Origin of the sequence: Massilia atriviolacea (genome assembly GCF_003953935.1) — a bacterium.
GTDB lineage: Bacteria > Pseudomonadota > Gammaproteobacteria > Burkholderiales > Burkholderiaceae_D > Telluria_A > Telluria_A atriviolacea.
The window spans coordinates 472,810-491,031 of record NZ_RXLQ01000002.1 but is presented as its reverse complement, the minus strand read 5'-3'; the positions used below and the strand labels follow the sequence as shown (position 1 = coordinate 491,031).

Genomic DNA, 18,222 nt, shown 5'->3' with positions numbered 1-18,222 from the left:
CTTAGGCGGCGCCGCCGCTGCGGCGCAGCCAGAAGCGCTCGCGGGCATGGCGCGTCACCGCCGCATAGGTGTCGGCCAGGCGCTGGCGGTAGCGCTCCTGCACCGAACGCATGCCGTCAAGGTAGCGCTGGCGCGCATCCCTGTCGCCATCGAGGTAGCCCCCGATGGCCTGGGCGCAACTGTCGGCCGTGGCCAGGGCGTTAAACAAGCCCTGGGAGGCGATCGGGTCGAACGACAGCATGGCGTCGCCGATGGCGAAAAAGCCGTCGGGCAGTGCGGCCGTGGCGTCCGGATCGAGCCCGCCGCCGCCGGCCGGCTGCGCGTGCACCTGGAAATCCATCGTCGCGGGCCGGATCTCGGCGAGTAGCCGATGGCGCTGCGCCCTGGCCAGCAAGCGTGCCGGATCGCGCAAGGCCTTGATCCCGGCATCGTCGGCATCGAGGTGAAAGGCCAACACCCGTTGCCCGGACGGCACGCGCACGCTGTACCACCAGCCGTTGGCGTCGGCGCACAGGCGGGTGGCCTGGTCCTCGTCGCTGTCGTCCGGCGGCAAATGCGCGTACAGGCAGACCAGGCGGTCCTGGCCGCGCCGCTCGAGTCCGAGCCGCCTGGCGACGGCCATGCTGCGGCCGCTGGCGTCGACCAGGACCGGCGTGCGGTGCGTTTGCCGCGATGGCGCCCTGCCTCCCTGCGCCAGGCATTCGACATCGACGCGCCAGCGCCCGCCTTCATGCCCTTCATGCCCTTCATGCGCGACCGCCAGCTGCCGCACCGTGGGGGCCAGCGCGGCGCCCGCCGCCAGCGCGCCTTCGCGCAGGCCGGCATCGAAACGCGGGCGGTCGAGGTGCCATCCGGCGCCATGGGGATCGCGAACCGGATCGAACCACACCGGCGTGTCCGACTCCCACTGCGAGACCGAGGCGCCGCGCTGCACATGGCCCTGCGCCAGAAAGCGCTCGTACGCCCTTTGACGCCGGAGCAGCGCGCGCGCCGCCCCCGGCAGGGATTCGCCGATGCGGGATGCTCCTGCTGCGCCCGCCTGCGGCCGGTCCAGCAGCAACACCCGATGGCGCGGCCGCAGGCAGCGCGCCAGGGCCGCGCCGGCCGGCCCCGCGCCCACGACGACGACGTCCCACTGCGTCGCGCGGACGCAGCTCACGCGGCAGGCCTTGGCGTGCCGCGCCGCACGATCTGGCGCATTTCGCTGTCGGTGGCCTGGCGCTCGGCGTCGGTAAACGGTTCGCCGCCGCGATCCTCGACCTGCATCACCGGCGGGAAGTCCGGGTCGTCGGGAATGCCCTCGCGCACCTCCACGATGCCCTGCCTGTCGAAATGGTCCACCATCACCTGCAACTGCTGCAGGTGTCCGGGGCCAAGGGTGCGGTCCCAGTCCATGCGTTCGTTGAACGCCGCCAGCCGGTCCGCGCGGCACAGGTCCAGGTTCATCACCTTGTTGTAGTTGCCGACGCTGAGCACCTGGTTCGGCACGCGCGCCGGCCAGAACGTCGGCAGGTAGGGATCGTACTGCGGGTCGTAGCCGGAACGGCAGCTGGCCGTGTCGGTCTGCCAGGGTACCGCCATCCAGCGCGTGACCGAGCCGGGAAACTGCCCGTACAAGGGGCCGTTGAAGGAACACGCCTCGCTCGGGCTGAGCGTCTTGCCGTAGTCCGGCTCCGGATCGTCCGCGGCGCGGTGGCGCCAGCGAAAGGCCTCGCTGTACATCGAGGCGTGGCGCACCGGCCAGGTCATCTCGCAGCCGGGATGGAAGGCGTCGGCCAGGCAGAACTCCATGGCGGCGCGGTCGAGCATGGCCGCCTGCTGCGCCAGCGGCACGGCGTCGATCTCCTGCGCGCCGGGATCCGGGTTATCGGGATCGTAATCGGCGATGAACTTGCCGTCCGCCCACAAGGTCAGCATCGCCAGTTGCGTGGTGGTCAGCGCGTTCATGGCGCGCGGGATCGGCGGCATCGGCACATCCATCGCATCGCCATAGATCCAGGGCCAGACCTTCATCGATGCGTCCTCGTACTGCGGGTTGCGGAAGGCGTTGGCAACCGTCTTGCGCAGCTGCTTATAGGTGTCCCCCTCCTGCGAGAGCTTGCGCAGGTAGTCCGGCGCCATGAAATTCTGCGGCATGCCGTGGCCGAAGCCCGCCGCGAAGCCGCCGTTCATCCATTGCAGGTCGCACAGCGCCTTGAAGATCGGCAGAAGATCGTGCCTGAACGACGGTCGGGTCGGTACCGGCAGATGTCCGGATGCGATGGCGACGTCGGTCATCAGGGCGTACATGGTGCGGACCGCTTTCTGTTGCGGCCCGTAGTTGGGCGGCGCCACCACCACCCATGCCGGGGCCACGGACAGTGCACGTCCGCCCACCCGCACGGTCGCGGTCACCGGGCCGTCGCTGGTGTCGTCGTACCAGCCATCGTTGTTGGCGAAGGTGACGGGAGCGCTGCCGTCGAGCGAGGCCGAGGTCCCGTGTCCGCCGAACACCCACAGGCGGCCGCGCGGATCGGTGCGCAATTCGCCGAGCGGCACCGGAATCCCAAAGCAGCTGCCGCCATCGAAATGGTAGCGCTGCCCGGAGGCGCCAGCTTCCTTGATGGTGCGCGCTCCGGGCTCGATCGACAGGCTGCCGCGCTGGGGCAGCGCCACGTTGGCGTTGCGGCGCGTGGTCGGCGGCGCGGTCGCGGCCTCGGGAATGTCCAGCGCCAGCTCGAAGTTGTACCAGGCCGCCTTGTGGTTGGCCAGTTCGACCGTCCATTCGATCTCCACGCCGTCCTGCATGGACAGCTCGCATACCACCTGCCCGTGCGCGTCGTAACCGTAGATGCGGAACTCGGCCACCTCGCGTTTCAGCGCGCCGGTGCTGTCGCGGTAGAAGTTCTGGGGCTTGGGCAAGGGATCGGCCACCTGGGGGCCGACGTAGAAACCATCCTCTTTTTTCGAATTACCCACCCGCGCAACGCCGACGGACGGGTGGATTTTGGCGTACGCGACCTGCTCTGCAAACTTGCTTTCACTGCTCATGACAGCCCCTTTCAAGGTGGTAGTGTTGCTTCTGCAATGGCTGACGCTGGCCAGACATTTATGGCGAACTGATCGGGCGGAGGAAATGGCCGGGCGGCTGGATGGACGGCATGGACCTGACACCGGTAGTGAGGATGGTGCAATATTGCCTCACTCCCGGGGCGAATTTAAAAGAAATATTGTCGTCGTTCTCATCCTGCCACTTGTGACAATGTGTGATCAATCGGCGGGCGGATGAGGGTATGCTGGTGCTGGCGGGGCATGTTGCGGCCGCGGTTCGGGCCTGGGCCGCTCACGTGCAGAGGCGTCTGCGCAGGATGTTGCGCCCACCGAGGCGGCGCCAGCCCGGCCCTGCAAGGCCGCTGCGCGCAATCCGTGCTGTTGCGGCGGCCTAGGCGGCCATGAGGACGGGAACGCTGGCCGCCATCAGCACGCTTCGGGTGGTTCCGCCAAGAAGCAGTTCGCGCACCCGGGAGTGCCCATAGCAGCCCATCACGAGCAGGTCGGCCCGGCTGGCGACCGCCAGTTCCATCAGCGCGTGGCCCACCTCGCTCTCGCCGCGTTTTGGAACGATATTCGCGTCCACGCCGTAGCGGCCCAGCAGCTGGCGGATTTCGGCCGAGGCGCATACCTGCAGCACGGGGGCGGCAATCTCGCCGAACATCACCACATCGACCACCTCGGCGCCCTGCAACAGGGGCATGGCGCCGCGCAGGGCAAGCACCGCCTCGCGGCTGGCATTCCATGCCAGCAGAATGCGGCGCGGCGGCATCGATGGCCGCATTCCCTGCGGGAGCAGCAGGACCGGACAAGCGCTCCTGGCCGTGACCTCGGCGCCCACCTGCCAGTAGCGCCCGTCCGGACGCGGCGCGGCGCCGTAGTGATCGAGCACGATCAGGTCGGCATACGGACCGAGTGCGCCGATGAGCTCGAAAGGGGCCTGGTCGGTCTGGCGCCGTTCGACGCTCTGCACGCCGGCGTCGGCCGCCGCCCTGGAAAAGCGGTCCAGCGCATGCACGGCGCGCTGGCGCAGGGTGTCGAGATAGGGAGCGATGGCGGGACTGGATAGATCGGTCGCCACCACGTCCCGGGAAAAACCGGTCACGCCACTGCTGGCAAGGCCAATCAGGTGCGCCTGCGCGCTGCGGGCCAGTTGCGCAGCCGCGTTGAAACGGTCGTCGGCGCCGGGCGCATCGTCGACATGCACAAGAATCGTCGTATAGTTCATTGGCGTGCGCGGGACTGCCCGGCCGGGGCGGCGGGTGTCGTATCCCTCCTCTGTCAACACACTGTATGCCCGTCAAATCGATATCGTTTGAGGCGAATCAAGGTGCGCCGGCGCACGTGGTATTTTATCCGCCGCGCCCGGCCCGCCGGCACGCAGCCGGGCAGCCAGCCGGCCGGGCATCGGGCTCAGTGCCTGCCTGTGCGGCGCCGCACGGACTTTTCGGCTTCGACTGCCAGCCACAACAGCACGCCGAAGGCGGCGATGCGTCCCCAAGCATCGAGCGCCAGGCCGGCGCTGCCGAACCAGGACTGGACCGGTTCCCAATACGTCAGCACGGCCTGGCATGCCAGCGACACCAGCGCTGCCAGCACAGCGATGCGGTTGCCCGTGAAGGCTTCCCGCGAGAACGGGCTCGCGCCGGTGCGCCGGGTGTTGAACAGATAGGCGATGTGGCTGACAACGAGCGTATTGACAACCACCGTGCGGGCCTGCTCCAGGCTGGCGCCATGGCGGAGTTCCCACAGGTAGAGGGTCATGCAGCCGCCCACCATCAGCAGACTCACGAAGACGATCCGCCACACCAGGAAGCCCGTCAACAAGGGTTCGGCCGGATGCCGGGGCGGCCGCCGCATGACGTCCGCCTCGGGCCGTTCGAAGGCGAGCGCCAGCGACAGGGTCACCTCGGTGATCATGTTGACCCACAGTATCTGAAGCGGGGTGATCGGCAGCGTCATGCCGGACAGGATCGCCACGATCAGCATGCCAGCCTCGCCGCCGTTGGTCGGCAAGGTGAACACGATGCTCTTGCGGATATTCTCGTAGACGACCCGCCCCTCTTCGACGGCGGCGGCGAGGGTGGCGAAGTTGTCGTCCGCAAGGACGATCTGCGCGGCCTCCTTGGCCGCTTCGGTGCCTTTCCGGCCCATTGCCACGCCGACATCGGCGCGTTTCAGCGCGGGGGCATCGTTGACGCCGTCGCCGGTCATCGCCACCACCTCGCCGCCGCGCTGCAGCGCCAGCACCAGGCGCAGCTTGTTCTGCGGCGAGGCGCGCGCGAACACGTCGGTCGTCGCCAGCGCGTTGGCGAGCGCGTCATCGTCCATGGCGTCCATCTCCTCGCCGCCGATGGTGCGCACCGGGCGCGGAAAACCGAGCTGCTCTCCGATCGCCCTTGCCGTTACAGCGTGGTCGCCGGTAATCATCTTGACGCGGATGCCCGCTGCCAGGCAGCTTGCAACGGCCGCAACCGCCTCGTCGCGCGGCGCATCGGCCATGGCCAGCATGCCGAGCAGCGTGAAGCCGCCAGCCTCGACATCGGGAAAGTCCAGTCCGGCCTTCCCCGGCGGCGCGGCGCGCGTCGCCACCGCGATCAGGCGCATCCCCTTGCCGGCGGCATCGGCGATGCGGCCGTGCCAGGCACTGGCGGCGACCGGAAGCGGCCGGCCAGCGTGGCTTTCGGTGTCGCACAGCGGCAGGACGCGCTCGGGAGCGCCCTTGAGGACAATCCGAAGGCCGTTGCCCGGCTGCGCATGCAGGGTCGCCATGTAGCCGTGCTCCGACTCGAACGGAATGACATCGATGCGCGGATACGCGGCGCGCTCGCGCGGCCCGTCGATGCCGGCCTTCATTGCCAGACTGAGCAACGCGCCTTCGGTGGGGTCGCCGCTCAGTTCCCAGCGCTCGCCCTTGCGGTCGAGCTGTGCATCGTTGCACAACAGGCAGGCAAGCGCGATCTCGCGCAGATAGCCGGCGCTGTCCGGATCGACCTCCTTTGCGCAGCACGTGAAGGCCCCGTACGGAGCGTAGCCGCTGGCGCCGACATCGAGCACGCCATCGGCGAAAATCAGCTGCTGCACCGCCATCTCGTTGCGCGTGAGCGTCCCCGTCTTGTCGCTACAGATGACGGTCACCGCGCCCAGCGCCTCGACTGCCGGCAAGCGCCGGACGATCGCCCGGCGGCGCGCCATGCGGCGCACGCCGATCGCCAGCGTGACAGTCATCACGGCGGGAAGCCCTTCGGGCACGGAGGCGACAGCAAAGCTGACGGCGGCGGCGAACATCTCGAAGGCGGAATAGCCCCGCACCAGCGTACCGAACGCAAACATTGCGCCGCCCAGGACAAACGCGGTCGCGCTGATCCAGCGCCCGAAAGCGGCCATCTTGCGCTGCAAGGGTGTTGCCAGCGGCTCGATGTGTTCGAGCATCGCACCGATGCGGCCGATTTCGGTCGCCGGGCCGGTCGCCACCACCACCCCGCTAGCGGTACCGTGGCGCACGATGGAACCGGAGTAAGCCATGCAAGCGCGTTCGCCGATGCCAGCGCCGGGCTCGACCGCCGCCGGCGTCTTGTCCGCCGCGACGGATTCGCCGGTCAGGGTCGATTCGTCGATGCGCAGGCCGCGCGCCGCCAGCAGACGCATATCGGCCGGCACCTTGTCGCCCGATGCAAGAAAAACGAGATCGCCCGGAACCAACTCGGCGGCCGGCAACTGACGGCGCTGGCGTTGCCGCAATACGGTTGTCGTGAACGGCAAGAGCGCGCGGATGGACCGCAGCGCGCGCTCGGCATTGCCCTCCTGGATAAAACCGATCGCTGCGTTGATCAGCACGACAGCCAGGATGACTGCCGCGTCGATCCGGTCGCCCATGGCAAAGGTGACGGCTGACGCGACCAGCAACAAATAGATCAGTACATTGTTAAACTGGGCAAGAAACCGCAACAGCGGCGCGCGCGCGGGCCGCTCCGGCAAAACATTGCTGCCTGAAACCAGCCGGCGTTGCGCCGCCTGGGCGTCGTCCAGCCCGCAGGCGCCATCCACGCCGAGCCCGCGCAGGACATCGTCCGCCGCCTGCGCGTGCCAGGTCCGATGCTGGCCCTGTTCCGCCGCCTCCCCATGCCACCCGATTCGCATGTCGCCCCCCCGCGCCCGATCTGGCGAGGCTACCGAAACGGATGCCCAGGCACTATGATGCACATCAATGCAGGGACAGATGAGCGGCAGCGCCAGTTGCTGGGGAACCACACCCGATCCCGCTTCTGCTAGACTTGGGGCCGCCTCAAGCCCTATAAAGCGTTGCCAATCGATGACATCAAGCAGCTTCAGCCTTTCCAGCGGCGCCCCGGCCGGCGCCAGCCTGCCGCTAGACGCCGGGCACATCGATCTCTGGCTCGTGTTTTACCAACAGATCGCCGAGCCTGCCCTGCTCTCATCCCTGCTCACCTTGCTGAACGAGGCCGAGCGCACGCAGCAGCTGCGCTTTCATTTTGCGGACGACCGCCTGCGCTACCTTGCCACGCGCGCCCTGGTGCGCACCGTGCTGTCGCGCTACGCTCCGCTGGCACCGGCCGACTGGACGTTCACCCCCAACGATTACGGGCGTCCGGCCATCGCCAACGCCCACCCGCAGGCGCGCACGCTCAGCTTCAACCTGTCGCATACGCGCGGCCTGATCGCCATGGCCGTCACGCGCGACCGGGTGCTGGGGGTCGATGTCGAAAACCTGACGACGCGCCAGGTCTCGGGCGGCATCGCCGAACACTTCTTCTCGCCGACCGAAGTGGCGGAACTGGCCACAGTGCCGCAAGAACGGCGCCAGGACCGCTTCTTCGAGTACTGGACCTTCAAGGAGGCCTATATCAAGGCGCGCGGGATGGGGCTGTCGATCCCGCTCGACCGCTTCAGCTTCCACTTCCCGGACGAGCGCCAGGTCGGCCTGCGCATCGAAGCGGACCTCGGCGACGATGCCGCGCGCTGGCGCTTCTGGCAATTCCAGCCGACCCCGGACTACCTGCTCGCGCTCTGCGCCGAGCGCCTGGACGGCACGGAGCCGCTGCTGACCGTGCGCAGCGCCATCCCGACCGTGTCCGACGCCCCCTTCGCATGGACGCTGCTCAAGGCCGGCCCACGCTAGTTCAAGAACATCGAGGCGAACCGCTGCGCAATCGTGGGATCGAGCTCATAGCCCGCCGGATCGACCGCGAAGCGCTGCGCGATCTGCGCCACCTTGGCCAATTCGTCCGGATTCTGCATGCAGTGCTGGAGCAGGCTGCCCGTCTGCTGCTCCAGCTCGGCGCCAGCGGCCAGGCCGCGCGGGTCGCAGCGCGGCAGCCTGGAAAACGCCTGCGCAGGCAGCACGTCCGGCTGCCACTGGAACGACAGGGCGCTGCCGTTGTGCCGGGCCACCAGCGGCAATGTCTGGCCGGCATCGACGCGCGCTTCCGGCAGGTATTGCAGGCCCTGCTTCCAGTGCGGCACCTGGGCGGCGCAGGGATCGTTCGACAGCCAGTCCCCCTCGCCCATCCCCAGGTCGAACCAGAACAGCACCGCACCGGCCGTGCCGGACGCAGTGGCCGGCACGGAGAGCAGCTTGTCCTCAGGCTGCGGGCCGGCACTGGCAAAGTCGAACGCAAACACATCGAACGGTTCGCTCAAGGCCCGGTAGTCCAGCGTTGCCGCATCGACGTTCAGAAACGTGGACGACGCCTGGTAGGGATTGAGCAGATTGGCGTCGATATCCCAGATACGGTCGATGCGGTGCTCGACCAGCATGGCGCGGATGCGCGCCCGGGCAGGCACGAAGCGCGCTTTATCCGTGAGCAAGTGGTCGCGCGCGTACGCCAGGAAGTGCAGGATGCCTTCGCCGATCAGGCTGCAGTCGAACAGTGCGAACACGGCCAGGTCTGCGCGCTCGGGCATGTCTTCCGGCACCTTGAGCTTGCGGCAATCCTTGCCGACCAACACGACTTGCTCCGCGAAACCGTTGCGCGCGACCAGCTCCCTGCCCGCTGCAAGAATCGCCGGGTCGATTTCGCAGCCGACCACCTGCGCGGCGCCCGCCTGCGCCGCCATCATCGACAGCAGGCCGCAGCCGGCGCCGATATCGAGAACCAGTGTCGCGGGCTGCCCAGCCAGCGCCGCCTGAAAAGCCGCGTTGCGCGCGCGGTCGGCCAGCATCGGCACATACCAGGCCGGCAGGGCCCGCGTGCGCGGCAGGCGCGCGGCGGGCTCGGTACGCAAGTGCAGCCGCGTTTCGCCCACGTGCGCACGCAGCGCCAGCGCCGTCCCGCGCTCGACGGCGATCGGATCGGTGTACTGGATGGCCGGCTTGATGCAGCGCAGCGGGCCGCCCGGCGCGTTGCCGATGCGCGCACTGCCCAGTTCCAGCTCGAACCAGTAGACGATGGCGTCGACCTTGCCTTCCGTCGTGACGGTCAGCGGCACATTCCATGTGGCCTCGGAAAAATCTTCGAAATCGATCTCGCCCGCCAGCACCGGCTCGGTCAGCGCGCTCCAGCATTCCGGCCCGAGGTCGAGCGCTTGCGGATACATGCTCCAGCGCAGCTTATTGACCGGTTCCAGCGCAAAGTCCGTTCCCGCGTAATTCCACTCGACCGCCATCGCGAATACCCTGGCCCTGGCGGGCAGCACGCGCGCCGGCGCGCCCCTGCCATCGGCCGCATACTGGCGCAGGGCCTTGACGATGCCGGTGCCGAGCAGGCTGTGATCGATGTTCGGAAACACAAAACAGTCGCCCCGCGCCGCCATGGCCGGCGCACTGGCGGCCGTGGCAATCTCGATGCCACTCGTAAAGTCGTCGAACGAGGCGCGCCGTTCCTCCTCGCTCCAGCCGGCAATCGCAGCGCCGTTGCGCGCATGCCAGGGACCGAGAAAATGCTTCTGCACCATGCCGGTGGCGATGCGCGCATCGACAGCCGACGTCTCCATGCACAGCGCATGCGCGGCGCCGTGATGCAGCGCGCGCAAGGCGAAAACCCCGAGCTCGCTGCCACGGAACAGCACCCGCTCTCCGGCACAGCCCGCCAACGCCTCATCCCACGCGGCCAGCCAGACGGGATCGCCCAGCCGGCTGATGGCATTGCGCGGCGACAGTTGCGCGCTGTAGCGCCACAGGTGCTGCCGGAGCCCGTCCACCCGGAAGGCATCGGCCGACGCCGGCATCGACGGGTCTTCCAGCAGCGCAGGATCGAAGCTCACCCGTGGCGCTGGGGGCAATTCGACATGCGGCGTTTCCTGCGTGCTCGCGCGTCGCTCCAGCTTGTCCAGCAGGCGCGCGCGTTCGGCCTGCCAGCCGGCATGGTCGGGCACCGCCTGCAGCAGACGCTCGTAGTAGCTCAGCGATTCCTCCAGCTTGCCGTCGCGCGCGCTCGATTTGGCCAGCGTTGCCAGGTAAGGCAGCGCTTTTTCCAGCACCTCCTTCGGCACCCGCTCCAGCATGGCTTTCATCAACGCCGGGTCGCCCGAGGCGAGCGCCTCGCCGAGATCGTTATTCCAGTCAGCCATGCTGTTCCATTTTCCGTGGGTGGGCGTCGCTGGCCAGCCTGGCCAGGTTGTTCAGGTCCTGACCGTACGGCGTCAGGGTCGCGTGCGCGGTGGAGGCGGATGCGTCGGGCAGGGCGTACTTGACGAAGGTGGCCAGCGTTCCCGACGGCCCGACATCGATGTAGCGATGCCTGCCCTGCCCTTCCAGCGAGGCAATCGCTTCGCGAAAGCGGATCGGCTGGCGCACCACGCGCCAGAAGTAGTCGTCGCTCAATTGCTTGAGCGCGGCGCCGCGCTCGCAGCACACCAGCGGCAGCCTTGCGCTGGCGCACGGGATGGATTTCATGAACCATGCGAACTGTTCCTCGGCAAGGTCGATCCGCGCCGAATGGAAGGCGTACGACACCGCCAGCCGCTGGTAAGTGATGCCGCGCTGGCGCAGCACGGCTTCGATGGGGGCAAGATCGGCGTGGGCGGCCGATACCGCAAAATGCGTGCTGAAATTGATCGCCGCCAGCGTGCTGTGGCGCCGCAAAAAATCGTCTTCGTACAGCGATGGATCGGCCAGGATGGCGATCATGCCGCCGCGCTCGCAGGAGGCGGCGAACGCCGCCGCCTGTTCCAGCACGGCCGCCAGCGCGTCCTCCGGCTCGATATACCCTGCCACGGCCGCCGCCGCGAACGAACCGAGGCTGGAACCGAGAGTCATGTCGGGCACGATTGCGCGCGCGATCAGGCACTGCGCCAGCGCATATTCGACCATGAAAATCGCCGCATGGGTATAGTCGATGGCGTCGAATACCTCCGACTTGGGCGCCGCATACACCGCCTCGATGATACGGTGTCCGGCAATCCTGCAGGCCAGGTCGTCCAGCCGGGTCATCCAGCTGCGGAATACCGGATCGGCATCGAACAGCTGTTTCCCCATCTGGTAATACTGCGACCCCTGGCCGGAAAACATGAATACGGTGTTTGCCGTCATGATCAACAACGCCCTGTCACGACGTGAATGCCGAGGGTGCGGTAATACTCGCACCAGAAACTCGCCGAATCCCTGGCGTCTTCCGCCGACGGCGCCAGTTCGATTTCGAAGATGTCGATCCGGCCGCCGTCGCGTGCCTGTTTCACCCAGTCGGCGATATCGTGGCTGCCGCTTTCCGCCACCTCCGAGAAAATCTGTTCCTTCTCTTCGTCGAGGCTTCGTTGGGTCCAGCCGATGTAGTGAAGATCGTCGTTATCCGAGCCGATGCCGAAAATACGATATTGAGCGATTGTCATATGAACACCTCTACGATGAACTGCGTGGTTGCGGAAAACGGGGCAAGGCGTCACATCGGCGTCAGTTCGTCCAGCGCAAAATAGCCGTTATAGCCCTTCAGGTAGACCGCCGCCCGGTGCCCGAACAGCAGCACGGCATCGGTCCGGGTTTCCAGATCGTCCAGATTGAGCAGCGACGACCTGACCCTGGTGCCGATCGGGTGCATCTTTTTCCAGTGAGCGATTTTTTCCTGCGCGTCGTTCAGCTGGATCGGCGCGGAGACCGGCGCTTCGGCCGCCTCGCCAGCAAGGCCATCCTTGATCAACTGGTCGAGCACGGTTTCCGGCGTCTGCAGCTTGATCGTCATGGCCAGCTTGGTCAGCACATCGCCATGGCCCAGTTCCTCGAAGACGGGCGCGGCGCCGCGCGCACGGCCCAGGGCCAGCAGGTACTGGATGCTTTCCGACCAGCGCACGGTGCTGGCGATCTGGGCCGACAAGGTGTCGAGCATGGCGTCGGCGCGGTACGGCCTGGCGGTCACGTTGGCGATCACGGGAATCGTCGGCGCGGCGAAGGTGAATTCTTTCAGGAAGTCGCGGAATTTCTCCATCGCGTCCTGCATGAAGGCCGAATGAAAGGCGCCGCTGGTCGCCAGCGGGTAATAGCGCATCTTCCCGGCCTGGAAAAATTTCTGCACGGCCGCGATTTCTTCCGACAAGCCCGACAGCACGATCTGCGAGGGCGTATTGTAATTGGCCAGATACACCTGACTGATGCCGTTGGCCTTCAGAATGCCTTCGATATCTTCCTTGCTCGCATTGAGTACCGCCGCCATGGCGCCGTTGCCGACCTGCGCCATCAGCTCGCCGCGTTTCTGCACCAGTTTCAGGCCGGTCTCGAAATCGAAGCAATCCGCCGCCAGCAGGGCGTTGAATTCGCCGAGGCTGTGGCCGGCCAAAAAGTCGGGCGCCTGGCCGCTGTCTTCCAGCTTCCTGTAATACGACAGCGCATTGACGACATACAGCGCCGGCTGGGTGAACCGGGTTTTCCCGAGTTCGTCGCGCGGGTCCTGCATGCACAGTTCTTCGATCGAATAGCCGAGAATGCGGTCGGCCTTGGCCGTCAGCTCGGGATAGCGCTCGAACAGGCCGGCGCCCATTTCCTTGGACTGCGAACCCTGGCCGGGAAACATATAGGTCTTCATTAATACGGCTCCAAAAAGTAAATCAAGCGTTCATCAATAGCGTTGCAGGCACACTGCGGTATTCACGCCGCCGAACCCCATGGACAGGTTCAGCGCGTTGTCGATCGTGTGCGCCTGCGCTTCTTTTCCGACCCATTTCATGGCCGTTTCCATCGGCGTGTCCAGGTTCCTGGATGGATGCAGGCGGCCTTCCTTCATTTGCAGCATGACCGCGATCAGTTCCACGCAGCCGGCGGCGCTCAGCCCGTGGCCGGTCACCGATTTGGTGGCGTTGAGCCAGGCGTGGCCGAGGCGGCATTCGCGGATGCTTTCGAGCTCGGTGATGTCGCCAAGCGGCGAGCCGGTGCCGTGCGGGTTGATGTAATCGATGTCCTGCGGGGACAGGCCGGCGCCCGCGAGCGCGCCCTTGATCGCCTTCATCTCGCCCTCGACCGAGGGATTCGGGTTGCGCTGCGCGTCCATCGCCATGGCCCAGCCGGCCAGGCGCGCATACGGCGCCCGGTCCACCCGGCGCGCGCTGTCGGCACGCTCCACCACCACCGCGCCGCAGGCTTCGCCGAAGATGAAGCCGTCGCGGTCGCGGTCGAACGGGCGGCAGGCCAGCGCCGGCTCGCTTGCGAAGGCCGTCGAGCCCATCGCGCCCAGCGAGCGGAAACCCTGGCATTCCCAGTACGACAGATCCATCAGCGCGCCGATGGCGATGCACACGTCCACCCTGCCCGACTCGACCGCCCGCATGGCTTCGATCACCGCCAGCTGCCCGCTGGCGGACGCGCCGCCGACGGTGTAGGCAAAACCCCGGATCCCGAATTCCTCCGTGCACATGCCGCACAGGTCGCTGTCCATGAAGGCCATGCCGTAGGTCGGGCGCAGGAATTGCTCGCGGCCACGGTAGTTGTCGTGCGCCAGGGTCAGTTCGCGCTGCTGCACGTTCGAGCCGCCCACGATCAGGCCGATCCGCTCCGGCGCCACTTCGCCCAGCGCGGCGTCAAGCCACGCCTCGTGCAGGGTCGCCAGCGCCACCTGCCCCGACAGCGAGGCGGTGCGCAGCACGCTGCGCGGTATCGCGCCGGGCATGGCCAGCTCGCCGATTTCGGCGCCGATGAAGCCCGCGCCGTCATTGCCGGGCCGCTGGCGCCCAGGCCTGCGCATGATGTCGAAACGGTGGCGCCCGCCCATCAGCGCCGCCAGAAAGGCATCCCGCCCCTGGCCGATGGCCGAGGTCACGCCGACGCCGCTCACGACCAGGTCGGAAACGCTAGGACTTTTCATGGATCATGCGCGCCAGATCGCCGATGTTGTCCGCCTTTGCGAGCAGCATCAGGGGAATGTCGAGCTCCAGCGATTCCAGCGTCATCATGATGATGTCGGCGCGGTCGATCGAATTGGCGCCCAGCGCCTTGAGCGAATCGGTCTGCTGGAACGGGTGGCCGTCCAGGCTGGGCACCACCTCGCGCGTATGGCCGACGATGATCTCGTAAATGCGGTCTTTGCTCACAATACTCTCCTGTTGAATGAACTACTTGCCGAAAAATGCGTCGATGCGCTGCCTGACTTCGGGCTGATGAAAGGTCAGCGCGTGCATGGCGATCTCGTCTTCGATAAAGGCCGCCAGCTGTTTTCGCAGCGGCAGCACCAGATGGTCTTTCAAGGTCACCAGCGAAAACCTGGGCTTCTCGGCCAGGGAGCGCGCCAGTTCCAGCGCCTGCTCCAGCACCTTGTCGCGCGCTACCACCGGAAACGGCACGCCGCGCTTTTGCAGTTCCTCGCCACGGTAGGTGGCGGCGGTCAGCATCATTTCGCCGGCCAGGCTGATGCCCAGCTTTTGCGGCAGGATGAAGGTCGAGCCCATGCCGGGCGTAAAGCCGTATTTCATGAAGTTGGCCGTGTACACGCTTTCGCGCGCGAGGATCACGAAGTCGGCGAACATGCCCATCACGAAGCCGCCGCCGATGCCGTGGCCCTGCATTGCCGCGATCACGGGAATCGGGCAATTCAGCGCCAGGCTGTACAGGTCCTTGTCGGTGAACTTCATCTTGCCTTCGGACAGGTCGCGCAAGCCTTCCTGGGTGCCGCCGCTGGAAAAATAGCTGTCGTAGCCGGTCAGGATGACCACCTTGCAGTCCTGGCGCGCGCCGATGCCGGCGAAGGCCGTGGTCAGGCCGGCGATCAGCCCGTCGGTGAAGGTGTTCTTGTTGACCCGGTCCTGCATGGTGACCTGGACGATGCCCGCCTCAAGCTCCCTGACCGCGACGATGGGTTCGAGCATCAATCTGCCTCCCACGGAAATTTGCCGGTCCGCACATAACGCGCGATGGCGTGCAGGTTGCCCGGGTCGGTGAACACGTCCAGGTTGGCGGCCAGCGCCTTCGGCCTGGCGGCCGCCAGCGTATCGTCCAGCCCGGCGCAATAGCGCTTGTAGCGCGCAATGCCATCCTTGCCGAGCCGGCGCAGGCGTAACAGATGCTTGCGCACCAGGTTGTCGCTGTTGTCGTCGCAGGCGTCGACCAGGCCCCATTCCATCGCCTGGGCGGCCGACACCGGCTGCGTCATCAGGGTCATGTAGTTGGCCTTGGCAAAACCGACCCGGCGAATCAGGAAGGGCAGCACGCAGGCCGGCATCAGCCCGAACAGCAGTTCGGACAGGCTGTACACGGCCTTGCTGTCGCTCAGGACGATGTCGCAGGCCGCCACGAAGCCGATGCCGCCGGCGTTGGCACGCCCGCGCACGTGGGCCACCGTCACGAACGGGCCACAGGCGAGCTGGTGCCACAGGTCGTACAGCGGCCCCGGGTCTTGCCCGCCCTGGCCGCCATCGGCGTCGAAGCGGGTCTGGATTTGCTTGAAGTCAGCGCCGGAACAGAACGCTTCCGGCAAGCCTTCCAGCACCACCACCTTGGCGTGGCCGACGCAGGCGCCCAGCGCGTGGCCCAGCTCGTCGATCAAGCGATTGTCGATCGCGTTGCCGGAGTCGGGCCGATGCATCTGCACGAAGCAGATGTCATCGTCGAAGCGCACGCGCAGCGTGTCGTAGCTGCTGGTCAGGACACCCATTCGTATTCTCGGTGAAATTCTTTGATCTGCTTGAGCAGCAGGGTCGGCTGGTTCAGGGTGGTGCGCGCCCCGGCAATGAAGCTGGCGTCCGGCACCATGTTGCGCGTGCCGAATTTGAGCTCGCGGCTCTTTTCCAGCAGGCGGTCGTATTGCTCCATCGACAGCTCGTAGCGCTTGTCCAGCGTTTCCTTGATCTTCAGTTCGCGCAGGCGCTGCTGGCCTTCCTTGCGCACCACGCCGCTGAAGAACTCCGAACAGCAGCCGGACCCGTAGGAAAAGATGCCGACCCGCTTGGGCTGGTCGAAGTCGCCGTTGTCGATGGTGCTGGCCAGCGCCAGCGCGGCGGTGGCGCCCATGATGTTGCCGACCCGCTGGCAGTGGGTCAGGCTCGGGGTGACCCGGGTCTGGAAGTCGATTTCGATCTCGGCCGGCTTGGCCTTGACCAGCTTGCGCATCATATTGCGGTGCGCGCCCTTGACCATGCCGCCGAACGGCGTGTGGTAGGCCAGGTAGCCGAAGGTATCGCCGAAGTGGGCGCCGTCGACCCGTTTTTGATACTCCAGGTAAGCGTTCTCGCAGCAATTGAGGTAGGACAGCAGGGACAGGTCGGTGTCGCCGGCATCGGTGTCGGCCGACGGACGGCAGGTATCCATGACTTCGAAGCCGTAGTAGCCGTTGGCGCCCACATCGATCTGGAACACGTGCGGGCGGTCGCTGACCAGCATCGCCACCGCGCCCGAACCGCCGCTCGGCTCGGCGAACGACCAGTCGGCCGAGAGCGCGTCGCCGCCCTCTTCCACCATGAAGCGCGACACGTCGGTGGCGATGACCAGCACCTTGCCGCCGGGCGAGGTCTGCGAGAGCACGAAGTTGATGGCCATCTGCAAGCCGGCCACGCCCGAGTAGCACGCGTTTTTCAGTTCGAACAGGCGGCAGTTGCGGTTCAGCCCCAGCAGGTCGTGGCAATAGGTGCTCATCGACTTGCCGAAGTCGAACGACGATTCGGTGCAGGTGATGACCATTTCGATCCGGTCCTTCTCTTCCGGGCTCAGGGCATCGACGATCGGCTTGGCCGCGTTGACGGCGAAGGTGATCGGGTCCTCGTAGGGCAAGGCGACGGTTTTCTCCTTCATCAACAGGTTTTCAAACCGGCTCATGTCCAGCTGGCGGTGCGCGGCCAGCTTGGTGACATCCAAAAATGCCGTGCCGGCAAACAAATTCATTGCTTCGATTCCAACGATGCTCACGTGCTTCCTCCGGTGGTGGGGATACCTCGGTATCCCGGGCTAGACAAAGTTCACTCAGACAAAATCAAACAAGGCGCGCGCGCTTTGCCCCTTCCTCAGACGAAAGGCGGCAAAGCTGTGCTTGTCGGGGAAATGCAGGTACATGTTGTAGCTAAGAACGTCCGCAAACCGTTGCCCAGGCGGCCGCGCATAGGTGTGGCCCGGGTAGATCCGGGTCTCCGGGCGCAGGCGGAACTTGAGGCGCTGCAGGCTGTCGAACATGGCGTGCGCCGCGTCGGTGCCGTTGCAGATGCCGCAGCCTTCGGCAAACAGCACATCGCCGGTGAACAGATGGTCGCCGATCAGGTAGCAGACGCAACCGGGTGTGTGTCCTGGCGTCAGGATCGGCGCGATGCGCATCGCGCCCACCCGCCACGGCGTTTCGTCGATGGCGATCAGTTGCCGCGCGCTAAAGCCCGACGCGGCAATTTCCTGCTTCGACATCCAGATCGGGCAGTTGTAGAAGTCCGCCAGCGGCCGTGCCAGGTCGATGTGATCGGGATGCGCATGCGTAAGCAAAATGCCGCGCAGGCTCGCCTGGGTGTTGGCCAGGGCCTTGTGGAGGGTGTCGATCTGCCAGGCCGGATCGACCAGCACGGCCTGGTGCGTAGCCGGGTCGACGATCAGATAATTGTTGTTCTTCATCATCTGACGCGCGACCTTGATCACGAACACGCACGGTCCCAGCGCATCGCTGTCGCCGTCGCCGTCGCCGTCGCCGTCGCCGTCGTCCAGATCGTCATCCATCGCCCGAAACTTGTCCACCGTCTTCCCCTGTGCCCCGTGCGCCGCCGAAGCTGGCACGCGGAGAATTTGACAGCGCCGCAGTCGTTCGACGGGCGCGCATGTTGTTACTTTTCGTGACTATCTGAGCCGATCAA

At 66.3% G+C, this 18,222-nt stretch carries 15 protein-coding genes; 1 reads left to right on the top strand and 14 read right to left on the bottom strand.

Going from position 1 to position 18,222, the window contains the following annotated elements:
* Position 1 precedes the first annotated feature (1 nt).
* From EJB06_RS04775 to EJB06_RS04760, 4 genes are all read right to left on the bottom strand, one after another.
* Positions 2 to 1,159, bottom strand: a complete 1,158-nt coding sequence (locus EJB06_RS04775; protein ID WP_126072843.1) for an NAD(P)/FAD-dependent oxidoreductase — start codon at positions 1,157 to 1,159, stop codon at positions 2 to 4.
* Entirely contained in the window at positions 1,156 to 3,030 is a 1,875-nt protein-coding gene (locus tag EJB06_RS04770; protein ID WP_126072842.1) for a LodA/GoxA family CTQ-dependent oxidase, read from the bottom strand. The genes EJB06_RS04775 and EJB06_RS04770 overlap by 4 nt, the downstream gene beginning before the upstream one ends.
* A gap of 391 nt (positions 3,031 to 3,421) precedes the next feature.
* Entirely contained in the window at positions 3,422 to 4,258 is an 837-nt protein-coding gene (locus EJB06_RS04765) for a universal stress protein (protein WP_126072841.1), read from the bottom strand.
* A gap of 185 nt (positions 4,259 to 4,443) precedes the next feature.
* Complete coding sequence (locus tag EJB06_RS04760; protein WP_126072840.1) at positions 4,444 to 7,170, bottom strand: HAD-IC family P-type ATPase; 2,727 nt, start codon at positions 7,168 to 7,170, stop codon at positions 4,444 to 4,446.
* Between the two features lie 172 nt (positions 7,171 to 7,342).
* On the opposite strand from EJB06_RS04760, the gene EJB06_RS04755 reads away from it, so the two are divergent.
* Positions 7,343 to 8,170, top strand: a complete 828-nt coding sequence (locus EJB06_RS04755) for a 4'-phosphopantetheinyl transferase family protein (RefSeq protein ID WP_126072839.1) — start codon at positions 7,343 to 7,345, stop codon at positions 8,168 to 8,170.
* Here the strand turns inward: EJB06_RS04755 and EJB06_RS04750 are convergent.
* The 10 genes from EJB06_RS04750 to EJB06_RS04705 are packed head-to-tail and all read right to left on the bottom strand — an operon-like array spanning position 8,167 to position 18,106.
* Positions 8,167 to 10,560 carry a methyltransferase domain-containing protein gene (locus EJB06_RS04750; RefSeq protein WP_126072838.1) on the bottom strand — a complete coding sequence of 798 codons (2,394 nt, stop codon included), beginning with the start codon at positions 10,558 to 10,560 and terminating at the stop codon, positions 8,167 to 8,169. The two genes, EJB06_RS04755 and EJB06_RS04750, sit on opposite strands and share 4 nt — an antisense overlap.
* Positions 10,553 to 11,521 (bottom strand): acyltransferase domain-containing protein, encoded by a 969-nt coding sequence (locus tag EJB06_RS04745; RefSeq protein ID WP_126072837.1) that lies wholly within the window; start codon positions 11,519 to 11,521, stop codon positions 10,553 to 10,555. Before EJB06_RS04745 ends, EJB06_RS04750 begins: the two co-directional genes overlap by 8 nt.
* 2 nt (positions 11,522 to 11,523) lie before the next feature.
* Complete coding sequence (locus tag EJB06_RS04740; protein WP_126072836.1) at positions 11,524 to 11,817, bottom strand: hypothetical protein; 294 nt, start codon at positions 11,815 to 11,817, stop codon at positions 11,524 to 11,526.
* Between the two features lie 50 nt (positions 11,818 to 11,867).
* Entirely contained in the window at positions 11,868 to 13,001 is a 1,134-nt protein-coding gene (fabD, locus tag EJB06_RS04735) for an ACP S-malonyltransferase (protein ID WP_126072835.1), read from the bottom strand.
* A 33-nt stretch (positions 13,002 to 13,034) separates the two neighbouring features.
* A complete protein-coding gene (locus tag EJB06_RS04730; RefSeq protein WP_126072834.1) occupies positions 13,035 to 14,273 on the bottom strand; it encodes a beta-ketoacyl synthase N-terminal-like domain-containing protein in 1,239 nt (412 codons plus the stop codon).
* Positions 14,260 to 14,499 carry an acyl carrier protein gene (locus EJB06_RS04725; protein ID WP_126072833.1) on the bottom strand — a complete coding sequence of 80 codons (240 nt, stop codon included), beginning with the start codon at positions 14,497 to 14,499 and terminating at the stop codon, positions 14,260 to 14,262. Before EJB06_RS04725 ends, EJB06_RS04730 begins: the two co-directional genes overlap by 14 nt.
* A gap of 21 nt (positions 14,500 to 14,520) precedes the next feature.
* Positions 14,521 to 15,270 carry a polyketide synthase gene (locus tag EJB06_RS04720; protein WP_126072832.1) on the bottom strand — a complete coding sequence of 250 codons (750 nt, stop codon included), beginning with the start codon at positions 15,268 to 15,270 and terminating at the stop codon, positions 14,521 to 14,523.
* Positions 15,270 to 16,055: an enoyl-CoA hydratase/isomerase gene (locus tag EJB06_RS04715; protein ID WP_126072831.1), complete on the bottom strand. Its 786-nt coding sequence runs from the start codon at positions 16,053 to 16,055 to the stop codon at positions 15,270 to 15,272. The genes EJB06_RS04720 and EJB06_RS04715 overlap by 1 nt, the downstream gene beginning before the upstream one ends.
* Positions 16,043 to 17,302, bottom strand: coding sequence for a hydroxymethylglutaryl-CoA synthase family protein (locus tag EJB06_RS04710; protein ID WP_126072830.1), 1,260 nt, complete (start codon positions 17,300 to 17,302; stop codon positions 16,043 to 16,045). The genes EJB06_RS04715 and EJB06_RS04710 overlap by 13 nt, the downstream gene beginning before the upstream one ends.
* A 54-nt stretch (positions 17,303 to 17,356) precedes the next feature.
* The gene (locus tag EJB06_RS04705) at positions 17,357 to 18,106 is read right to left on the bottom strand and encodes an MBL fold metallo-hydrolase (protein ID WP_198420757.1); all 750 of its coding nucleotides are present in this window, start codon (positions 18,104 to 18,106) and stop codon (positions 17,357 to 17,359) included.
* Positions 18,107 to 18,222 lie beyond the last annotated feature (116 nt).

What these genes read in the sequence shown, in the direction of transcription:
- EJB06_RS04770 (WP_126072842.1), bottom strand. Translation starts at nt 3,030, where the DNA reads ATGAGCAGTGAAAGCAAGTTTGCAGAGCAGGTCGCGTACGCCAAAATC.
- EJB06_RS04765 (WP_126072841.1), bottom strand. Translation starts at nt 4,258, where the DNA reads ATGAACTATACGACGATTCTTGTGCATGTCGACGATGCGCCCGGCGCC.
- EJB06_RS04760 (WP_126072840.1), bottom strand. Translation starts at nt 7,170, where the DNA reads ATGCGAATCGGGTGGCATGGGGAGGCGGCGGAACAGGGCCAGCATCGG.
- EJB06_RS04755 (WP_126072839.1), top strand. Translation starts at nt 7,343, where the DNA reads ATGACATCAAGCAGCTTCAGCCTTTCCAGCGGCGCCCCGGCCGGCGCC.
- EJB06_RS04750 (WP_126072838.1), bottom strand. Translation starts at nt 10,560, where the DNA reads ATGGCTGACTGGAATAACGATCTCGGCGAGGCGCTCGCCTCGGGCGAC.
- EJB06_RS04745 (WP_126072837.1), bottom strand. Translation starts at nt 11,521, where the DNA reads ATGACGGCAAACACCGTATTCATGTTTTCCGGCCAGGGGTCGCAGTAT.
- EJB06_RS04740 (WP_126072836.1), bottom strand. Translation starts at nt 11,817, where the DNA reads ATGACAATCGCTCAATATCGTATTTTCGGCATCGGCTCGGATAACGAC.
- fabD (WP_126072835.1), bottom strand. Translation starts at nt 13,001, where the DNA reads ATGAAGACCTATATGTTTCCCGGCCAGGGTTCGCAGTCCAAGGAAATG.
- EJB06_RS04730 (WP_126072834.1), bottom strand. Translation starts at nt 14,273, where the DNA reads ATGAAAAGTCCTAGCGTTTCCGACCTGGTCGTGAGCGGCGTCGGCGTG.
- EJB06_RS04720 (WP_126072832.1), bottom strand. Translation starts at nt 15,270, where the DNA reads ATGCTCGAACCCATCGTCGCGGTCAGGGAGCTTGAGGCGGGCATCGTC.
- EJB06_RS04715 (WP_126072831.1), bottom strand. Translation starts at nt 16,055, where the DNA reads ATGGGTGTCCTGACCAGCAGCTACGACACGCTGCGCGTGCGCTTCGAC.